Here is a 20,620-nt window from a genome sequence, read left to right on the forward strand (position 1 = left end):
TTAATTTTATCAAACCCTTTCTACATAAGCTTTACGTCAAGTGTTTCTTGAAAGTTAAGAGGAGGTTTTACTAGGCTTTCACCTCTCCCTCTCCGACTCAAAGAGGGAAAGACTTGAACTTTAGTTCAAGGCAGGGAGAGGTTTGTCGAACTCACACTCAGGAACGTGGACTAAATAAAATGCAAAACTTCATTGTCTCTCTAGCTTCCCTCTCCTTTATAAGCAGAGGGATTGAGGGTGAGGTAAAATTCGAATTGGTGTAATATACAACGTTGCATAATCTTGACTTTATATAATATTTATTTCAAACGACTGTTGTGATTAAAAGCTGATTGGATGTAGAATTAACCCCAATTCCAATTTGTTTTATAAGCACAATAGTTTTTTGTTCAGAGGTTACTAAAATGCCTTTGTTTTTCTTGATACCACTGTGTACTGCTTTAGCCACTGGTTACTTATTTAAAAAGAGTACTGATGAAATTGCATATCTTGCAGGTGTATTTGCAGCTATTAGCTTGATTTTAAGTCTAGTATTAGCACCTTGGCAGATTCAGTTTGGATTTTTAATCACTGTCTTAATTATTACCAACAGACTTTTGCAGGAAAATGAGTCCAAACAAACTGAAGCTGCACGAAAACAACCTACACAAATTAAATAATACCAACTACCACGAACTAATTTTTTCTCAACTTTAAACTGTGGGAAATTATCAGACACCTAACCCAGTAATGTCTTTAAAAACGGAACTTGGTAATTTTTTATGGGAAATTCTTCGCTGTGAGTATGGTATTGACCACTTTAGACTCGCTTTTCAAATGCAACTGCAAGCTTATTGACTAAAAAGTGCTTCATAAATGTGCAAATTCTTAAAAATAAAAATTCATCTAGAGAAAGTTTCGATTTGATGAAGTTTCTGCTGAAGAATATTTTTGGTTAATGAAGTTTGGATGAAGTGTGGCGATATATTTGCAACAGGCTTTTATCGTGGTATTCTAGGAGGTGATTACATGTAACAATAAAGTTAAAGTAAATCTTTAGTGAAAATTATATGTAATTAAGAACAGTTAAGCCAAGATAATACTAAGTAATGTAAAAACATCTCAAATCAGATGCAATCAACATTAACTCCGAGTTGAACAACCAATGCTAGTTTATATTAGCCCTTGTGTTGTCAAAACTCCCTGTGGACATTCAGTAAAATTATCCAGAAACCTGTAAAGGAAAATACTGTAGACTGATTTATCTATAGTATGATTTCCGCAGACAAGCAGACTTCTGTTATTTCTTGTATTCCCATTTCCAAAAAAAGTACGTATACACACTCAATTTAAGTACAAACTTTTCTGAATCGGCTTAGTTACTAGCCGAGGTTACAGATATATCTGTGAGCCTAAAAATTCTGGCAGTCCATTTTTGTTCCCTCATCTCGAACTGTTGAATATGCGGGTCGAATCTGAGTTTAGTATCAGCAATGGCAAACTGCTCAACTTTGTGCAGAGCAAATTTGTGACAAAGCCCTCAACCTTAATTACATCTGTATCCACTATGACTTAGATATTGCGATCGCGCCAAAAGTAGTTTTGAAGCATAACTAGTTAAGACTGAACATTTCTGTAATTCACAGTTGGACAAAGGCTAAATTGATTATGCAAATTGCTAAACAATAAACTGGTTTCTCTGGTAGTATAACTCAGTAAACTAATTGAGCCTACTCTACTCCGATCATATCGGACGCTGCCATAATACAGCTACTATCCTGGAAGCTATATATTATTTAGTTGCTAACTCTTAGACATGAGCTCCAACATAGTAGGCTTCCTAATTTTGTTGTCTATTTACTGAAGTGGAAGTCAAATTGCACAGAAGGTGTTACTGAGATTTTAAACGTTCAAAACAACGGGCTGTTTACTGTCCGCTTCATACCGACTATATCGATTGAGGCAAATATACTATGAAATCTATCTCACAAATTTCTCACTTTAAAATAACTCCTTATATCATCCTGTTTATCAGTATTTTATTTAGTATTTCTGGGCAATTGCTGATGAAGCATACCATGAGCCATACAAATGAGGGACTATTTACTTGGGTATTTATTCAACAATTAACATTAGCTGTTAGTGTTTATTGCTTGGGAATAGTAAATTGGATATTGGCTCTGCGCTCTGTCAAATTGAGTATTGCTTATCCACTCACTAGTTTAAACTACGTCGGCATACTTTTTGGATCATACTACTTTTTTAATGAGGTAATTACACTAACTCGAATAGCAGGAGTCATCACTATTTTTCTGGGTGTTCTTTTAGTAGTTATTCCACTTAAAAAATCTCTATAAATTTTCTCTAGTTAATTCTACAAAAAGCATTGACAAATGAACATCATTAGTTGGCTACTTTTAATGGTTGTAGTTTTATTCGGAACAACAGCTAACGTATCACTCAAGTATGGACTTTACATTTCTAGCCCTACTAAGGGAGAAAGCACATCTCTCAAAAATCTATTATTGTCTCGTTATTTTTTGATTTGGTTTATCTGTTATACATTTATGACTATGTTGTGGCTTTATGTATTGCAGACAATTCCTTTGAGTCAAGCATTTCCAGTTCTAGGATTAATGTATGCACTTATACCAATTGCTTCTCACTATCTTCTAAAAGAGCAGGTTATATTTAGCCAGTGGTTAGGAATTTCCATTATCATAACTGGCGTAATCCTTGTTGGACATTAATAGCTTAATAGGCAAATAATCAAGTTATTAATATTAACAATCTCTGAATATAATTCTCTAAAACATCCTCACAAAATCTAAATTTAATTTTATGAATATAGGCATCATTGGCGGAGGCATAACTGGGCTAGTATTAGCCCAACGTCTTTCACATCAAGGACATACAGTCACTGTCTTTGATAGCAACAAGCAGCTTGGTGGACTTACCACCTATCATGATTATGGGTTGTTTACCTGGGATCGTTTTTATCACGTTATCCTACCTTCTGATACTCATTTAATAAATTTTCTTAGAGATATTGGTCTTGGAGATAAACTACGTTGGCATCGAAGTTTAACAGGTTTCTATGACAATCAAAAATTTTATTCTATCAGTAACACTATAGAATTTCTGCGCTTTCCTCTGTTTGGACTTATAGGTAAAATCAGATTAGCTTTTACTCTCTTGTATGGTTCACGCCTTAATAACTGGCGGCGCTTAGAGAAGATTTTAGTTGAAGATTGGCTATTGAAACTTGGGGGAAAACACACATACGAAAAGCTCTGGAAACCCTTGCTTTTATCAAAATTAGGAGAGAATTATAAGCGAATATCAGCAGTTTTTATCTGGGCTTATATTAAACGACTATTTTCAGCGCGGGATTCTTCATTAAATAAAGAACAACTTGGTTATGTCTCAGGCGGTTACAAAACTGTTTTTGACCATATAGAAAAATTAATTTACGCAGCTGGAGGTGATATTCGCACAGGTGTGGCGGTAGAGTATATCGCACCTCATCCAGAGGGTGGAATGTGGGTAGAATCTCAGGGAAAAAAAGAGCATTTTGATAAAGTCATTTTTACTGGGCCAGTTAATATTTTGCAACAGATTGCTGCCAATGAACTGGTGAAAGTTTCAGATACTGGTGAAACAGTAGAATATCTGGGTGTAATCTGCATGTTACTTATTACTCGCAAGGCTTTAGTTCCTTATTACGTAGTAAATATTGCCGATAGAAATATTCCTTTTACTGGAGTTATCGGTATGAGCAACTTAGTTTCTTTGCAAGAGACAGCAGGATATCACATCACATTCCTACCAAAATATATACTTTCTACTGACTCGTTGTTAAAACAGCCAGATGATGAATTGCGCCAAATATTTTTCCAGGGTATCCGTTTGATGTTCCCAGAACTAAAAGCAGATGATATTGTCGCAGCACATATTAATCGAGCTATTAAAGTACAGCCCCTACAAGTTTTAGATTATTCAAGTCTTGTTCCGAAAGTGAGTACTGAAAACGATGATTTTTTCGTCGTCAATACCTCACAGTTGGTCAACAATAGCGTCAACAACAACGCAGTTGTACGACACGTCGATGAGTTTCTCCAAAAATCAAAATTACTGAATTATTGAAATTTGATTAATGGTATTTTATTTTAAAAATCACACGAGGTTGTTATGAGTCTTTTTGTTCTTCTACCCGCATACAACGAGCAAGAATCAATTCGTCCCTTGTTCAAAAGATTTCAGACATTGCAGCAAATCTCTAATATGGACATAGAACTGATTCTTGTGGATGATGGCAGTAGTGATAAAACTGCTGAAACGGCTTTAGAAGAATCTCAATCACTGGGTATATTATTGAAATTAGTCCAACATCCCAAAAATGGTGGTTTAGGTCAAGCAATTAAAACAGGTTTCAGGACTTTCTTAGAAATTTCTCAAGAAGGCGATTTTTTAGCGGCGATGGATTGCGACAATACTCAACCACCAGAACTATTAATCAAGATGTATGACACCATGATAGCTGGTAGCTATGATATTGCGATCGCATCTAGATATCGAAAAGGCTCTAAAGTCATAGGCTTATCAAAATTTAGAGAGCTGATGAGTTACGGAGCCAGCTGGCTTTTTAGAATTGCAGCCCGTGTACCAGGTGTAAGAGACTACACTTGTGGTTACAGGCTATATAACCGTACTTTCGTCAGTAAACTGGATATGTGTTATGGGGACAATCTATTTACTGAAAGTGGGTTTGCTTGCATGATAGATTTACTACTGAAAGCCAAAGTGCTAAAACCAAAAATCGCAGAAATTCCAATGGTTTTGAGATATGACCAAAAGCCAACTGCCAGCAAAATGAAAATTCTTAAAACTATTACTCGAACTCTAAAGCTCTTGTTTAAGAATCTATCATCCACACCGCCAACTTTCAATCAGCAAGAAACAGCAAGAATTCCACTGAAAATAGGAAATCGTAAATAAACCTGAGAAGGATAGTTTGCTTATTATCTGCGTCTAAAACATTACATCCAGTTTCGTTACTGACAATATTTCACTGATGCTTAAGGGAGAGTGAGTTTCCCAGGTGAGGAAACCCCTACTACTTAATTGCTGACTCTGGCTTTCGCTCATTTGTTAGACTGAACACACCAGGATTTTTCAGTCAAATCTCTGAATTACGCCAGCAGACGAGGCTACTCATGCTTACAAGTACGCTACTTCTCTCGAATCAACTTCCGACCCTCCAATATTCCGCCACACCAGAGCGTTTCGATGAAACCTGGGAAGCCCCACTGGCTACCCTTCTGGGATTAGGACGCGCGGCTGGTGCGGACTTCATCGAATTATTTTTAGAGCGCCGCAACTATATTAGTTGTCTTGCAGAAGATGACTCCATCACGAGTATTTCACCTAGTCTGTCTACAGGCGCGGGAGTCAGAGTATTTCGCGGCAAAGCTGACTGCTACGTTAGCACCAATGACCTTTCTTTTTCCGGTTTGAAAGCAGCCTTAGAAAAAGGTCTTTCTATCTTGGGATTGCAACTACCCACTCCGAAAGCTTTCATCCCAGAAATAAACTTGGAATTACTGAGAGATTACGCCACCAAAAGAGGTAAAGATGCATGGCTACCTGTGTGTAGCTCCATCCGAGAAATGGGAGAAGTCCTCCTTGATGGTACTGCCAACCTGAAGCAAAAAGCTAGCCATGTCCAATCGCGCCGTGCTACCTATTTCCGGGATTGGCAAGAAGTTTTAATCGCCGCCAGTGATGGTACTTTTGCCCGTGACATTCGCCTTACACAGTCAGTCGGCTTTAACCTATTGTGTGCCGATGGTGCTAATCGTACCTCAATTGGCGATCGCGCGGGTAATACTAGCGATGCCAACTTCTTGAGAACTTGGGATTCTCAACAAGCCGCCGAAAAAATCGCCGAATCTGCGGGAAAAATGCTCTACGCAGATTACGTAGAATCGGGTACTTACCCCATCATCATGGCCAATCACTTTGGCGGCGTAATCTTCCATGAAGCTTGCGGACACCTGCTAGAAACCACTCAAATTGAACGCAATACTACTCCCTTTGCTGACAAAAAAGGCGAAAAAATTGCCCACGAAAGTTTGACAGCCTGGGATGAAGGGCGCTCTGAAAATGCCTTCGGGACTATTGATATGGATGACGAAGGTATGCCCGCTCAAAGAACCCTATTAATTGAAAAAGGCGTTCTGAAAAACTTCTTAGCAGATAGAACAGGTTCTGCACGCACCGGACACCCCAGAACTGGAAGTGGACGCCGCCAAAATTATACCTTTGCTGCTGCTAGCCGGATGCGTAATACTTATATTGATTCTGGCGAATACACCGTTGATGAATTATTTGCCTCTGTTGATAAAGGTATTTACTGTAAAAAGATGGGTGGTGGTAGCGTTGGTGCTACAGGGCAATTTAACTTTAGTGTTGATGAAGCTTATTTGATTGAAAATGGCAAAATCACCAAACCGTTAAAGGGAGCAATTCTTATCGGTGAAGCGAAGGAAATTATGAACAAAATTTCCATGTGTTCTCAAGATTTGGAACTTGCACCAGGTTTTTGTGGCTCTGTCAGTGGCAGTATTTACACCACAGTTGGACAACCCCACATCAAGGTTGATTCTATTACCGTCGGGGGAAGATAACCTCATCAACTTCCAGGTTCCACCTGGAAACGGCTTTTTCGTGGCTCTGCCACTATTTTATTTAGCAAGCAGAAGCCTTCCATTATTACACTCCCAGCCTGAAGCAGGGAGTAAGAAAATCCCAAATTAAAAATTGACTATGCCGAATATCAATGAGATTGCAAATTCCGCCAAGGACAATGCTGATAAGCTTGGTATTAAGAAATTTGACATTTATGGCTCAACAGTAGATGATACTAGCGTGCAAGTAGACCAAGGTGAGCCAAAACAAGTCAAAGCTTCAAATCGCTCTGGTGTTACTGTTCGTGTCTGGAATGAAGAGAATACAATGGGTGTCACCAGCACCACAGATGTAGATTCCAAGGGACTGGAATTAGCTTTGAAAACTGCCTACGAAGCCAGTTTCTTTGGTGTTAAAGAAAATGTCCCTGATTTTAGTCCAGAAGCTACTGTTTCGATTCCAAATAAACCTCAGGATAAGACACCGCAAGCACCTGTTGCTGAACTCATAGAAAGATTGTTAGTAGCTGAAAAAGAATTACTGGCAGCTCATCCAGCAATTAAAGGTGTGCCTTATAATGGGCTATCGCAAAGAGATATTGACAGGTTTTATCTAAATAGTGACGGTGCAGTGAGAAATGAATCTCATTCCTTAGCATCAGTTTATCTTTACACCAAAACGGACGAAGAAGGGAAAAAACCACGCAGTGCAGGCGCTTTTAGAATCAACCAAAGTTTAGATAATCTAGACATTAATGGTTGCATCAAAGAAACCGCCGATAAAACTATCAGTCACTTGAACTATGAAAAAATCAAGACTGGTAAATATCGAGTTGTTTTCTCTGCGGAAGCTTTCTTAAGTCTGTTGGGTGCTTTTTCAAACTTATTTAACGCCCAAAGTATTTTGGACAATCAAAGCCTATCTACTCCTGATGATTTAGGTAAGCAAATTGCTTCTCCTCTACTTTCAGTTTTTGATGATGCACTGCACCCAGCTAACGTAGGTGCAGAAAGTTTTGATGGTGAAGGAACTCCTACTCGTCAGATTTCGCTGATTGAAAATGGTGTTTTAACAAGCTTTCTCCACAGTGCAGGCACTGCTAAAAGGTTAAATGCCCAGCCCACAGGTAATGCTAGTATTGGTGCAAAAGTCAGTGTTAGTCCCAATTTTTATCACGTTTTTACAACAGCAACTTCTGAGCAGGAGTTGAGCTTAGAAACTGCTGAAAATGTGATTTTTATCGATGATTTACAAGCTCTCCATGCCGGAGTTAAATCTTTACAAGGTTCGTTTTCTTTGCCGTTTGATGGGTGGCTAGTTAATCAGGGTGTCAGGACGAGTATTGAGTCAGCAACTGTTGCTGGCGATTTCTTGGAACTCTTAAAGTCAATTATTTATGTAGAAAAAGAGCCAGAGTTAACGCCAGGGGGAGTCTGTCCCAAAATCTGGGTTAATGAACTGTCGATTACTGGTGAATAAAACTTAGTATTTGGGCAATACCTACCATGATAAAATAGTGGGTATTTCCCATGCTATATAACGATTCCGAGTAGGGGCAATTCATGTAGCTTTAGCTGACCGCAGGGTACATACGTGTCAACTTAACGTAAAAGTTATGTCCCGCAAGGAACTGAAGTTCCTTGCTAATAGCTCAAGTCATCTCAAGATGACTAAATAATCTGAAAAATCTTTAGTCTACTTGAGTAGACTTTAGCTAAAAGCCAAAGAACTTTAGTTCCAGGCGGGTGATGAAGCCAACAGTTAAGCTATTTCTAGCTTAAGTTGACACCAATGCGCAGGGTATTGCCCCTACTCAGGTAGGAAATGCCATATTTTTAGTCGTTAATTGTTCCATCAGGCATTACCGCCCCACGCAAATCTGCACCCGTAAGATTTGTACTACTCATTTCTGCTCTGATTAGATTTGCCTTACTTAAATTGGCACCAGTTAAGTCTGTCCTCGCAAGATAGGCATCAACCAAGTCTGCTTCAGTCAGGTTAGCCCCACGCAGGTTAGCCCGACTTAAATCAACTCTATTTAGCCTTGCAAAACTCAGGTTTGCTCCACTCATCTGGCATCTAGTCAGTTTAGCATCTGGCATAATTGCACCATATAAGTTAACACCTGTAAGTTCGGCATCTATCAGATTTGACCGTTCCAGTCTAGCGTTCATCAGGTTAGCATCTTTCAAATTGGCACCCCCGATGTTAGTATCTGCCAGAGATGCATTATACAAAATCGCTTCACTCAGGTTGGCACCACTCAAATCGGCATAACGTAGCGTTGCCTCGCTCAAGTTAGCACCACTCAGATTAACTTTAGATAAGTCTACACCAGTTAAATCAGCGCCTCGCAGGTCAGCCTTATGGAGGTTAGCACCCCGTAGACTAGCAGAGTACATTCTTTTCTCTTCTCGCAGGTTAGCACCACGCAGACAGGCACCGGTTAAATTTGCACCACTCAAATCTGCACCACGCAAATCGGCATTCATCAAGTTAGTATCGAGCATATACGCCAAAGTTAAATTGGCATTACGCAAATCAGCACCCTGCAAAGTTGCACCATGTAAATTAGCATCGTGCAAGTTGGCACTGATTAAACTTGCCTGATTTAGATTCGCGCCACTTAGCTTTGTACAAACTAGATTTGCCTTATTCAGAATTCCCCGATTTAGATAGCTAAAAATTAGGATGGCATTACGCAAATCTGCCTTATTCAAATCTATACCAATCAAGTCTGCACCAAACAAATTTACCCCATTTAAGTTTGCCTCAATAAATTTGGTTTCTCCATTTACATATCGCGTCAAAAGTTCATTGGCATCCATATTTTTCCTATTTAAATTCTCACAATCTTTCCAAATTTTCCCAGGTTCAACAATGGTCAAAAATTGCGATTATTCTTTGGTAGGAGGTACTATAAATTGACAGGTATTATTGTCATCCTTGAGTGCAATTTTCTGATGAGGATTAACTGGTGTTCTCGTTTCTGGAGATGAATCGCTGTTAAACGGTTGATATCGGTTGTCGCTGGATGAGATATTGTTATATAAACCTCGCATAGATTGGATGATAGCACTAGCTGCTTGAATATTTTCATCCGGCTTGCCTAGAGATATAACAGCACTATTTAGTTTAGATTCAAGCTCTCTGATAGTTGGACAAGTATCAAATAATCTCAGCAATAAATCATCAAGTTTTTCAGCCTTCAGTTTTAACCAGTCTTCTTCATTGAAAGTAAACTTTTTGTAAAGCGCAGAAAATAGAACTATTTTAGCCCTAAGTGGGTTAGTATACTTCATAATATTCTGCCGTAAATCAAACTGATTATATTGATGTTTAATTTGACTGTTTGGAGCTATATAATTTGATGATATTTGTCCCGGATGAGAAAATATCTGTTCATCTTGATTAGATTGATTTAATAGTATTCCTGTCGGTTCCTCTTGATTAGGTTGATTTAATAATATTCCTGTTGATTCATCAGGCGTTATATATAGCTTCTGCATTTCTTGAGAAATGACACTGGCAATTAGGGCGTATTCTGCTGGTTTATTAAGGGTTTTTACAATTTTAGATAAAGTATAATTTAAGTTATTTATAGTTGGATTCAATCTGGATAATTCTTGAATTAATTCTTGTAAGTTAAACCTATCTAGCGTCTGTTGATCATTCTCCCAAATATTTTTACAAGCGGAGTATATTAATTTTTTAATCCGTTTTGAGTTTTCATGCTGTTCTAAATCTTTAGTTACTGCATCAAGGCTAGATATAGTTTTCATCGGTAAATCTCCGGCACAGGTATCAAATAGTAAAAAATGATAGAACTAGCTCTTTCAAGGTGACTCGTAAAATCTCTTTTTCTCTGATTTATCTCTGTGTATTAGGTGATTTATTTAACCGCGCAAGCACAGTGTAAAGTCTGAGGGCAGGAAACCTCCCATTAGATACCTCAACCTCAATCCCTCTCCTTTATCAGGAGAGGGAAGCTAGAGCCAGGATGAAGTCTTGGATTTTATTTAATCCACGTTCCTTAGAGAGAAATTGATTTTTGAGAATTTCTACTTGCTTTGAAAGGGCTGGTCTTATGTTATACCTTTTTTATCTAGCTTGTGTAGTCATGTCGAATCACTTTGCTGATGGTTGGCGTTGCTGATTGGGGTTGGCACAACAGCCGAATCCTGATGGTCATTGCCTGTCACCGAAACAGTGCTGTCAATTACTGGTGAATAAAACTTAAAAAGTGCAGAGTTAGGAGTTGAATATATCTCTTAACTCATCACTTTGAAATTTTTACTCACCATTAGTATTCACCACCGACGCTAATGGCGGTATTAATCGGAGGAATATATAATTTCTATGAGATTAGGTATTCTTCCGTAAGGTAGTCCGATGGGACTAATATTAAAAGAGATTATATTAAGCCTTACCGCTACCTAATAGGTACAGCAGCGCCATCCGAACGGCGACACCACTGGTAACTTGCGATTGAATGAGACTAAATTCCGGGTCATCCATCAAATCTGAACTAATTTCAACACCACGGTTAACTGGACCTGGATGCAAAACTTTGACCTTAGGTTTACAAAGTTGCAACTTTGTGCGTGTAATGCCAAATAGCTGATGATATTCTCGCAAACTTGGCAGCAGATGAGCCGTCATGCGTTCCTTTTGCAGGCGCAAAGTCATCACAAAATCGGCATTCTGTAAAGCTGGTTCTAGTTGCCAGTGGAGAAAAAGTTGGGGAGTGGGGAGTCGAGAGTGGAGAGTGGGGGATGAGGGGGATGAGAGAATTAATTTGTCTCCTTTTGCTCCCTGCCCCCTGCTCCCTGCCCCCTGCTCTTTGCCCCCTACTTCCTCCAAGATATACTCGGCAAATAATTTGGGTAAGAGGGTGGGTGGTGCTGCCAAATGCACTTGGGCGCCACTGGCAATTAAACTCCAAATATTTGATCGCGCCACGCGAGAATGGAGAATATCCCCAACAATGGCAATCTTTTTACCCTTTAAAAGTTCTAATCTGGGACTAGCTGGGTCAATTAGAGTACAAATGGTAAATAAGTCTAGTAGTGCTTGAGAAGGATGTTCATGTTGACCATCACCAGCATTGAGGACACTAACTCGTACACCTAGACGATCCATTTCAGCCGCGATCGCATTCGGTACTCCTGCCTCTCGATGGCGGACTACCATAATATCAGTTCCCATGGCCAAATAGGTCTTCGCCGTGTCGAGAATTGTCTCTCCTTTAGTGATAGAAGATGTGGCTGCGGCGAAGTTCAGCGTATCTGCACTTAAGCGTTTGGCAGCGATTTCAAAACTGCTACGAGTCCGGGTAGAGGGTTCAAAAAATAAATTCGCCACCACCTGTCCCTGCAAGGTTGGCACTTTCTTCGTCCGCCGTGAGAGCACCTCTTGAAAACTGGCAGCAGTTTGCAAAACTGTATCATATTCAGTGGTAGTGAAGTCAGCTAGGGAAAGAATGTGATGACGATTCCAGGTGGTAGTAGGCATAAATAGTAATCAGTTTCCTGCATAGATATCCAAGCGTAGACGCAAAGCGGTGAGGGTGTCGCAGTCTTGGCGGTTCCCGTCGATTGCGTTAGCGAGTCTTCGAGCGTCACTCCCGAACCCGGAGGGCTTGTCATCAGAAATCGCGTCTCTATAGCTTTTTAATTTACATATGCAAAGGCAATGATACCACCTGTCTTCTATCCAAATAGATAACTGTTAATGATTGGCAAGTGTAGATAGTCTATATATTACTCTACGTTTCCTCTTGTTCTGATTTCACATTTAGTATTTTCTGTCAATGCGTATGTTTTAAAAAGATTCCGGAGAAAATAAATAAAATTTAGTTAAAGCTTTCTTGCTTACTGCCTTGTACCTTATTACATCTAAATATATATGTCAAACGTATTGTTCGAGTCTAGCTAAAGTAGCAACCACAGAAGCGAACTCGTCTATGTCTATCGGCTTGGAGCGGTATATATCATACCTTGCGCCAGTTCAGTGTATACAGCTTGTAAGTAGCACAGCAGCAGGGTTTGAATAGCTCCGCCCCGATTGAACTCGGCTTGAAGTACATCTGCATCCATCTGCATTTCAGCGCCTGAAATCTGCACAAACGCTCTTGTGGTTGTGGTCTTGTCTCCTAAAATTACCGGGATACCCACCATGCCTTCATTGCCTACTACCCCAACTTCCGCCATTGAGCCATCTTCCATTGTGGTGACTATAGAAACCATTGATTTATCAGGAAAATAGACCTGTGTGATCGGTTCGCCTGCTTCGTAAAGGATTTGCCCAACTGGGAGCGTAACTAGCTTTAGATGGGGAACAAGACGCTCATAATCACTGGCTGGCAAAGCTGCGAGCAGCTTATTTGATGGTTGCTGAAATAAGTTTTTATCTAATGACATTAGAAGTCACTCTCTTTAAGGTAGGTGACTTTAGAAAAGTAAACTTAGAGAACAAGGAAAGGATTTAAGGATCTGCTCCGAATACCAAAAGGTGTATTCTCTAAAGGAAGACGGAGAAAATCTAATAAAAGCTTAAATGAAGACACTTCTTCGCGTCTGTGCGATTCCACGCATAGAAACTTAAAAGGAATCAAATCCGCATAGCCAATATTAACATTTATTAATAGTAAACCAAAAAGTTTTTCTCAAAGAGCGATGGTCGCAAGCGAACCGACGTAGCCATCGTTAATCCAGCTTGCGTATTTTAAAGTGCTATCTAGCACACAATATCTAATTGATGCTTATATTGCTCTAAATAGTGGTCAGTTGGTGCTGGGTTATTTCGACCAAAAAATTCCTGGGATTTTAGATGGTGGTGCTTGTATAGTGGATGCGCGGGATGTAGCGCAGGCAATGATTAATGCATTAGAGAAAGGCAAGAGTGGCGATCGCTATATTACAGCCGGACAATATTTCATTCTGGAAAATCTGTTACACACTCTAACAAAAATTAGTGGTGTTGCCACTCCTCAACGTCGAATTCCCTATAATTTGACTGTGGTATTAGCTTGGTTTTCTGATAATTACGCGAGATTAACTGGCACGAAATCAGTAATTCCTATTGAAGGAATCCGAATCATGCATGAAAAAATACAGCTTTCATCTGCAAAGGCAATTCAAGAATTAGGAATTAATTTCCGTCCTTTAGAAGAAACATTGCATGATGTAGTTGAGTGGTATGAAAAAAATGGCATTGTACATTTAACTAAATAACTAACTCATTTGTTCAATGCCTAATCCCTTCACGTTGGTAAATGTAAAACATTCAATGCTAGAGAAATCAGACTGAGAAAAGTTAAAAACCCAATTGTATCTAACATCGTTGTTACTAACGGCCCACTAACTAGGGCAGGGTCAAGCTTCAGTCGTTTCAAACCCATTGGTAGTAAAGTGCCGAGTGTAACAGCCACAATTGTATTAGTTGCCATTACCATTCCGGCAATTAAAGCCACCCATCGCTCTTGAGGTCGCGCCCAAATTAAGGAAAGCAGGATCATCGTTGTGGCTAAAGCTAGGGCTGTACCTAAACCAGCTAAAAGTTCTTTGCGGAGAATTTTTAGAGTATCTTTGGGTGTTACCTCGCCTACTCCCAAGCCGCGGATTGTTACCGTTAATGATTGAATTCCAACAGTGCCACCAGTGTTAGAAAAAATCGGCATGATTACTGCTAAAACTGGCACTGCGGCAATTACAGATTGGAAAGGCGCGATCGCACTGGCTGCACCAATATACAGTGCCATAATCCCCAACAGCCAAGGCAAGCGGTTGCGGATGGTGAGTAGGGGGGAGGATAAAGCGGCTTCATCACCACTCACACCTGCCAGTTTTTGGATATCTTCTGTGGCTTCCTCTTCCAAAATATCCATCACATCATCAATGGTGACAATGCCAACCAAACGGTCTTCTCGGTCAACCACGGGGATAGCGATTAGGTCATAGCGCTGCATGATTCGCGCCACTTCTTCTTGAGGGGTTTCAGTTTTCACCTTAATGACGCGATCGCTAGCAATATCCTTGATGAATACATCGGGAAAGGTAAACAATAACTGGCGCAGTGAAACAACTCTCACCAGCGTCCGGTTGTCATCTGTGACATAGGCATAGTAAATCGACTCCTTGTCTTCGTCCTGACGGCGGATTTTGCTCAGGGCTTCACCTACAGTCAATCCTTCCCGCAACCGGACATATTCGGTTGTCATCACCCGCCCCGCAGTACCTTCTGGATAGCCGAGAATTGTTGCTGTTGCTTGCCTTTCTTCTGGACTCAGTTCTTGCAATAGCCGTTTGATTACCCCAGCAGGTAGTTCATCAAACAATTCTGCCCGTTCGTCGGGACTCATCTCTTCGACAAGTTGCACTACCTGAACATCATGCAGAGAATTAATTAGTTCTTCCTGCACCTCTGTGGGCAGATATTCAAATACATCAATTGCCTGACCTTTGTTGAGTAAACGGAATGCGATCGCGCGTTGTTGTTCAGGCAATTGTGTAATGTATTCTCCCACATCCACCGGTTGTAAGCAATTTAAATCCCATTTCAACTGGTTTAAATCGGTAGTATCAGCCAGCAAATCACGAATATCTTGTGTGAGCATGATATCTATCTCCTAAGTCTCCCCCGCGCTGGGAGACTTCCTCGCCAGTTCAGAGGAGGTTGATACTGCCATCTGGTGGACTATAGCCCATAAAATTTCAACAATTCAATATCGATATCTAATTCAAGGCATCGCTATTCATCATCCTAACCTGAAATAGCTCTCATCAGGAGATACTGAATGCTAATATTCAGTATTTGTGATATTCCTGACTAACTTATACCAATTCTCTATGAAGATGCACTAAGGCCCTAAAAAGTCTAAGTTATATACGCGACAGCTTATTGCCAACAATTTAAACCCTATGAAATAAAAGATATACGAAGCGCAGATATGTAGGGAATTAAAATTTCATGAAGGATAGTAATGCATTAAAGATGTAATGAAGCCCACTCAGTAAATATTGCAGGGTCTAAATCTATGTGATTTGATGAAGATAATCAGTAGAACACGCAAGTTTCGCTTTCACTGACAGTATTTTCTATAAATTACTGAGATTAAAAGTAAAGCAATTGCTCTGATTTAAAATTATTACTAGGAGCCTCAAACGACAATGATTGGTTTTAAATCTAAATTACTAAGTGCAACTCTAGCTATTACTGCTGCAATCCCTTTAGCTGCTACTGGGTTTTTTACGTCTGCTGGGTCTGCTCAAGCTGCTGCACTCAATGGTAGTTTTAATTACGGTGGTGCTGGGTTTCCTGCTACTACAGTTACAGTGTCAAATACATCCTTACAATTTACCCCTACCCCTGGTTTAGCTTCCCTAGCATTACAAACTGGAAGTTTTACAGCATTTGACGCAGCTCACATATTCAACGTTACTAACCCTTTAACATCGAGTTCTCTTTTTCTTGACTTAGGTGTATTTGCAACCTCTGGTACTTTAGGAGATGGAGCAAATACATTTAGTTTAACGTCTTTGGGTATCCCAACATTCACAACACAGAACGCAGGAACAGATATAAATTTGAATTACGTTGGATTCTTTGATGATGGATCTGGTAACAAAACCAATGGAACGGGATATATCACTTTTTCTACTCAAGATACTAATGCAGAAAATGACTACACATCTGGTAAAACATTCAAAGCCACTTTTACTGGTCTTGCAGTAACTACTGTTCCAGAACCAGCTGCATTATTAGGCTTAGGTGCAGTAGGTGCAGTAATGGCTATGTCTCGCCGACGCAGAAGTTTAGTTAAATAGACCTATCCTAAATATCATCAAGTGACTTTTAGCAACTAAAAGTCACTTGAATTTATTTATTCGATCTGGCTGGAATGCAAAATTAACCAACCAGGTCGAATTTTTTTATCCTGTCAGACAAATCTATATTAAAGGTGAATTTTCTTAACTTGAGATAGACTTAAACTGACTGCAAAGAACTTTTGGCTTCATTAGCGATCGCATCTACTTCATCATTAGCCAGAGTTTCTAATATAGATTTGGCTTCTGCACTACCTAAACGAGCCAAGGCTTGTACAAGTCTGTAACGAATTTGCCAATCTGGATTGGTAGCATAGGGAGCCAACAGGGGAACTGCTTGTAAATCTCCCAAATCACCCAAAGAACTAATCGCAGCAGTTTGGACTAATTCATTTTCTGATGAGAGTGCCTCTTTGAGTAGTTCAAAGGCTCGGGGATCGCCTAACTCTCCTAATGTAGCAATAATACTGAATTGGATTAGCCATTCACCGGTTGTATGATAAAGCAGCTGCAAATCTTCAAAAGCTTCACGTAACTTCAGAGCGCCCAAACAGTCAGCTGCTGCTGCTTGGACATCTACTTCGGAGTCATGAAGCAAGCGATCGCGCAAGATATCCAAGGATAACTGTAAATCCTGCCTTCCGAGTGTATCCATTTGACTCACTGCTGAGTAACGGACACGGGAATTGCGATCGCCAATCGCACTTTGAATTAATTCAAAGCCGATCGCAGGTTCCAATTCGCGGATTTGATTGACTGCACGTAAGCGATCGCCTAAATCCTCAGAACTGAGCAATTGCTTAACAGACTCCGGAGTAATACTCATTTAGTTATCCTTGATTTTAAAATGTATAAAAAAAGTCAAAAATCAACAGTTAAGTGTTAAAAACTCTTGACTAATGACTAATGACCAATGACTAATCTTGACTTGCAGCCATTGCCCGAATAATATCACCACGAGTCAGGATACCAATTACTTGACTTGCGCCGTCAAGTACTGGCAAGCGGTGAACGCTGCGATCGTGCATGATTGTAGCTGCTTCCGCTAAAGTTTTATCAGCGGAAATACTGATCGGGTTTTTACTCATCACCTCCCCAACGGTTTGCCCTAGTGCTTTGTGCAAGTCACGATCATAAGTAGCAGGATTTTGTAAATAGATAACGCTATCAAGAAACATAATGTACGCAGGTGGAGTAACACCAGTTTCTTGCCACATCAAATCGGTTTCCGAGATAATGCCCACCAATTTACCGAGATCATCCACAACAGGTAGTCCGCTAATGTGGCGTTCAGCGAGAATTTGGATAGCTTCCTTCAGTGGAGTTTCTACCCGAACCACAATTGGATCGCGGCTCATCACATCGGCAACGGTTTTAGGCATTTGTTTGACTTACACCTTTAATCAAAGTCCCTGCGCCTATTGTAGAAAATTGTGGGACTCAACCTGATGCAATTAATAGATTGTTACGCTATTGGACATTGGGCATGGAGCATTGGGCACTTGTAGTGAGCGTTGTCGTTGGCGTGGTCACTGAGCCTTGCCGAAGTGCAGCCTCTCGTAGAGAAGTATTGGGCATGGGGCATTGGGCATGGGGCATTGGAAAAATTCTCCCTTGTCTCCCTTGTCCTCCTTGTCCTCCTTGTCTCCTAACTCCTAACTCCCCACTCCCCACTCCCTTTCAAGGCAGCAATAATTTGAATATTTGCTTTCGGAAAAGTAAACTGCTCCAGTTCTTCCAAAGTTACCCAGCGAATTTCATCGGATTCCAAAGGTTGGGGAACACCTGTAACATGGCGGCAATGATGTACTGTCAGGGTAACGCGCAAGTCTGTATAAGTGTGGTCAATAGTAATCAGATGCTCTCCCACTTCAATTACTATTCCCAGTTCTTCGGAAATTTCCCGTTGAATACACTCGCTGATAGTTTCACCAGGCTCAATTTTACCACCAGGAAATTCCCATAAACCACCCATCATTCCTTCTGGACGACGGCGATCGATTAAAATTTGCTTTTGGTCATTCCAAATTACTGCAACACCAATGATTTTATGGGGTGGAAAAGAACTGGTTTCACTCATAGTTGATTGTGCAAATCGGGAGTAGGGCAAGAATTCCTGACTCTTGACTAATAACAAAACTCGGCAGACTGGTTTGAACTCTGCCGAGTTTGTATTTATTGTGAAGGTCGTCTACCTCTGTTAGTTTATCCACAAATGTGTATTAATCATTTAGAAATACCCATTTAGTTGAACTAATTACCAAATTACATCAGTTCAGACATAACCAAATCCAAAAACTCCGCATTACTGTGCGCCAAAATCCCCCTTCCTACCCTGCGGGAAAGGGAAGCCCCTATGCGTTTAAATTTCAACCTTAATTTGTCACTATTTGGGATTTTTTAAAAAGATTGAGCTGATGCATAATTGGCAATTAGAGACAAATATTTCCCAGAAGCTTATTTTAAATTCGTATTCCCGTGACTGTGACTAGCTCTCAGCCCAACAATATAGAATTTCCTAAATTTTAGTCTAGTCAATTTGGCTATTGTTGGTTTCAGTTCCTTGTAGGGCGATTTCAAAATCCATTCTCTGTTCAGCGTTACGCAAGAAATAACCACTAATCATCGCCGAAGCCAGAAGCCGACCCAGATTTTCCCGATTTGTGGTTACAGTAACACCAAAGTGTTCTGAAGGTAAATTACCCAATAGTCCTGTAATATTCCGTTCCATCACATGAAAGACTTCGGCAGACGTGGGTTTGGATAGCTGGGTAACTGTCTCTGGACTCAAGGATTTAACGTACTGCCATAATAAATCGCTAGTTTCTGATTCGCTATTAAAAAATTCTGAGACACGATTGGATGGGTTACTCATTTTTTAGCTCCTTAACTACCATTACTGGTTGACGTGCTTATGATTTGAATATTAAATACCCGTTTTGGATTTGACTTAGCTAGCTATTTGATCTTCCTGTCAACTAATGTAACAACCTAACGTCAGAGTGGAAGTAGGTGTAACCGTACCAAACTCAGCGTATTTTCTCACCCCAATCATTAACAAATAAACTGAGAAGTGAGAGTTAATTAAAAACTCATCACTCCTCACTCTTAACTCGCCAAATATTCATCCATGCTGGCTTTAGACTTGCGAAGTTTGGTTAAGGCTTCGCGCTCGATTTGCCGGACTCGTTCCCGACTGATGTTCAGTATTTCACCAATTCTAGCCAGAGTCAGGGCTTGCCCATCAGTTAAGCCAAAACGCAGGGTGATCACTTCCCTCTGTTGTGGCGTCAGGTCTCCCATCAGGCGATTTAAGTCATAAGATAGAGAAGATTGCATGACAAACTCTTCTGGAGATGCGCCTGGATCTTCCAGCATTTCTCCGAGTTCGGTGTCGTAATTATCACCCAGCCGCAAATCCAAGGAAAGGGGCAAACGCGCCTTTTCTAGATACTCTCGTACTTGTTTGGGGGTCAATTCTAATTCTTGAGCTAGCTCACCAGCTGTCGGAGCACGTCCCAATTTTTGAGACAATTGACGCTGTGCTTTTTTAATCTTATTTAATTTTTCGGTTATGTGGATCGGCAGCCGAATGGTACGAGCTTTTTCGGCTATAGCACGAGTGATCGCTTGCCGAATCCACCAATAGGCATAGGTAGAAAATCTGTACCCTTTGGTGGGGTCAAACTTTTCTACGCCGCGTTGCATACCAATACTACCTTCTTGGATCAAGTCCAGCAAATCGACGTTGCGCTTTATGTACTTTTTGGCAACGGACACTACCAGGCGCAAATTGGCTTCTACCATCTTGCGCTTGGCAATTTCACCATCAGCGATCGCTTCGTTCAAGTCTGCTGGTTCTAGCTTTGTTGCTTTGGCCCACTCTTCTAGAGTCGGTTGACGATCTAACTGGGTGGCAAGACATTCTCTTGATTGATGCAAAGCGCAGGAACGTTGCACTTGCTTACCATAGAAAATCTCTTCCTCGTGGGTTAAGAGTGGCACACGGCCAATCTCACGCAGGTAAGTCCGCACGAGGTCTGTGGCTGTCTGAGCGGTCTTCATGGCGCTACTCTTTGGTAATGATAGGTTTGGCGGTAGGGTCATTAACGGATAGATGCTTT

21 protein-coding genes are annotated in these 20,620 nt (G+C 40.5%); 9 read left to right on the forward strand and 12 right to left on the reverse strand.

The genetic code is table 11. The features are described from left to right. Nucleotides 1-404: 404 nt before the first annotated feature. The 7 genes from HWQ38_RS08395 (at nucleotide 405) to HWQ38_RS08425 (ending at nucleotide 8,148) form a co-directional block, all read left to right on the forward strand. Nucleotides 405-659 (forward strand): hypothetical protein, encoded by a 255-nt coding sequence (locus HWQ38_RS08395; protein WP_292792204.1) that lies wholly within the window; start codon nucleotides 405-407, stop codon nucleotides 657-659. Nucleotides 660-1,952: 1,293 nt separating this feature from the next. Further along, nucleotides 1,953-2,336, forward strand: coding sequence for an EamA family transporter (locus HWQ38_RS08400; protein ID WP_292792206.1), 384 nt, complete (start codon nucleotides 1,953-1,955; stop codon nucleotides 2,334-2,336). A 36-nt stretch (nucleotides 2,337-2,372) separates the two neighbouring features. Beyond that, the gene (locus tag HWQ38_RS08405) at nucleotides 2,373-2,729 is read left to right on the forward strand and encodes an EamA family transporter (RefSeq protein WP_292792208.1); all 357 of its coding nucleotides are present in this window, start codon (nucleotides 2,373-2,375) and stop codon (nucleotides 2,727-2,729) included. A 91-nt stretch (nucleotides 2,730-2,820) separates the two neighbouring features. Beyond that, a complete protein-coding gene (locus HWQ38_RS08410) occupies nucleotides 2,821-4,125 on the forward strand; it encodes an NAD(P)/FAD-dependent oxidoreductase (protein WP_292792210.1) in 1,305 nt (434 codons plus the stop codon). Nucleotides 4,126-4,170: 45 nt separating this feature from the next. Continuing rightward, entirely contained in the window at nucleotides 4,171-4,977 is an 807-nt protein-coding gene (locus HWQ38_RS08415; RefSeq protein ID WP_292792212.1) for a glycosyltransferase family 2 protein, read from the forward strand. Between the two features lie 218 nt (nucleotides 4,978-5,195). Next, on the forward strand, nucleotides 5,196-6,668 hold the full coding sequence (locus HWQ38_RS08420; RefSeq protein ID WP_292792213.1) for a TldD/PmbA family protein: 1,473 nt from the start codon (nucleotides 5,196-5,198) through the stop codon (nucleotides 6,666-6,668). Nucleotides 6,669-6,807: 139 nt separating this feature from the next. Then, a complete protein-coding gene (locus tag HWQ38_RS08425; RefSeq protein WP_292792214.1) occupies nucleotides 6,808-8,148 on the forward strand; it encodes a TldD/PmbA family protein in 1,341 nt (446 codons plus the stop codon). Nucleotides 8,149-8,504: 356 nt separating this feature from the next. On the opposite strand, the gene HWQ38_RS08430 is transcribed toward HWQ38_RS08425, so the two are convergent. The 5 genes from HWQ38_RS08430 to HWQ38_RS08450 form a co-directional block, all read right to left on the reverse strand. Continuing rightward, entirely contained in the window at nucleotides 8,505-9,497 is a 993-nt protein-coding gene (locus HWQ38_RS08430; RefSeq protein WP_292792215.1) for a pentapeptide repeat-containing protein, read from the reverse strand. A gap of 69 nt (nucleotides 9,498-9,566) precedes the next feature. Next, nucleotides 9,567-10,451, reverse strand: a complete 885-nt coding sequence (locus HWQ38_RS08435; protein ID WP_292792216.1) for a hypothetical protein — start codon at nucleotides 10,449-10,451, stop codon at nucleotides 9,567-9,569. Between the two features lie 637 nt (nucleotides 10,452-11,088). Beyond that, nucleotides 11,089-12,183: an aspartate carbamoyltransferase catalytic subunit gene (locus HWQ38_RS08440; RefSeq protein WP_292792217.1), complete on the reverse strand. Its 1,095-nt coding sequence runs from the start codon at nucleotides 12,181-12,183 to the stop codon at nucleotides 11,089-11,091. Then, nucleotides 12,141-12,317 carry a hypothetical protein gene (locus HWQ38_RS08445; protein ID WP_292792218.1) on the reverse strand — a complete coding sequence of 59 codons (177 nt, stop codon included), beginning with the start codon at nucleotides 12,315-12,317 and terminating at the stop codon, nucleotides 12,141-12,143. The genes HWQ38_RS08440 and HWQ38_RS08445 overlap by 43 nt, the downstream gene beginning before the upstream one ends. Before the next feature lie 321 nt (nucleotides 12,318-12,638). Next, nucleotides 12,639-13,091 carry a Crp/Fnr family transcriptional regulator gene (locus tag HWQ38_RS08450; RefSeq protein ID WP_292792219.1) on the reverse strand — a complete coding sequence of 151 codons (453 nt, stop codon included), beginning with the start codon at nucleotides 13,089-13,091 and terminating at the stop codon, nucleotides 12,639-12,641. 309 nt (nucleotides 13,092-13,400) lie between these two features. Between HWQ38_RS08450 and HWQ38_RS08455 the strand changes: the two genes are divergently transcribed. Then, entirely contained in the window at nucleotides 13,401-13,904 is a 504-nt protein-coding gene (locus HWQ38_RS08455) for a hypothetical protein (protein ID WP_292792220.1), read from the forward strand. A gap of 29 nt (nucleotides 13,905-13,933) precedes the next feature. On the opposite strand, the gene mgtE is transcribed toward HWQ38_RS08455, so the two are convergent. Continuing rightward, a complete protein-coding gene (gene mgtE / locus HWQ38_RS08460; protein WP_292792221.1) occupies nucleotides 13,934-15,286 on the reverse strand; it encodes a magnesium transporter in 1,353 nt (450 codons plus the stop codon). Between the two features lie 553 nt (nucleotides 15,287-15,839). Between mgtE and HWQ38_RS08465 the strand changes: the two genes are divergently transcribed. Then, nucleotides 15,840-16,496, forward strand: coding sequence for a PEP-CTERM sorting domain-containing protein (locus HWQ38_RS08465; RefSeq protein ID WP_292792222.1), 657 nt, complete (start codon nucleotides 15,840-15,842; stop codon nucleotides 16,494-16,496). Between the two features lie 160 nt (nucleotides 16,497-16,656). Here the strand turns inward: HWQ38_RS08465 and nblB are convergent, their stop codons facing one another. The 6 genes from nblB to HWQ38_RS08495 all read right to left on the reverse strand — a co-directional run bounded on the left by nblB (nucleotide 16,657) and on the right by HWQ38_RS08495 (nucleotide 20,561). Then, nucleotides 16,657-17,322, reverse strand: coding sequence for a phycobilisome degradation protein NblB (gene nblB, locus HWQ38_RS08470; protein WP_292792224.1), 666 nt, complete (start codon nucleotides 17,320-17,322; stop codon nucleotides 16,657-16,659). Between the two features lie 91 nt (nucleotides 17,323-17,413). Continuing rightward, nucleotides 17,414-17,878 (reverse strand): CBS domain-containing protein, encoded by a 465-nt coding sequence (locus HWQ38_RS08475; protein ID WP_292792226.1) that lies wholly within the window; start codon nucleotides 17,876-17,878, stop codon nucleotides 17,414-17,416. Between the two features lie 88 nt (nucleotides 17,879-17,966). Continuing rightward, nucleotides 17,967-18,095 carry a hypothetical protein gene (locus HWQ38_RS08480; RefSeq protein WP_292792228.1) on the reverse strand — a complete coding sequence of 43 codons (129 nt, stop codon included), beginning with the start codon at nucleotides 18,093-18,095 and terminating at the stop codon, nucleotides 17,967-17,969. 49 nt (nucleotides 18,096-18,144) lie between these two features. Further along, nucleotides 18,145-18,576, reverse strand: a complete 432-nt coding sequence (gene mutT / locus HWQ38_RS08485) for an 8-oxo-dGTP diphosphatase MutT (RefSeq protein WP_292792230.1) — start codon at nucleotides 18,574-18,576, stop codon at nucleotides 18,145-18,147. A 450-nt stretch (nucleotides 18,577-19,026) separates the two neighbouring features. After that, nucleotides 19,027-19,371 (reverse strand): DUF760 domain-containing protein, encoded by a 345-nt coding sequence (locus HWQ38_RS08490; protein ID WP_292792232.1) that lies wholly within the window; start codon nucleotides 19,369-19,371, stop codon nucleotides 19,027-19,029. Nucleotides 19,372-19,604: 233 nt separating this feature from the next. Next, nucleotides 19,605-20,561, reverse strand: a complete 957-nt coding sequence (locus tag HWQ38_RS08495) for an RNA polymerase sigma factor, RpoD/SigA family (protein WP_292792234.1) — start codon at nucleotides 20,559-20,561, stop codon at nucleotides 19,605-19,607. Nucleotides 20,562-20,620 lie beyond the last annotated feature (59 nt).

Source organism: Nostoc sp. NMS7 (assembly GCF_017115085.1).
In the GTDB taxonomy this organism is placed as follows: Bacteria; Cyanobacteriota; Cyanobacteriia; order Cyanobacteriales; family Nostocaceae; genus Nostoc.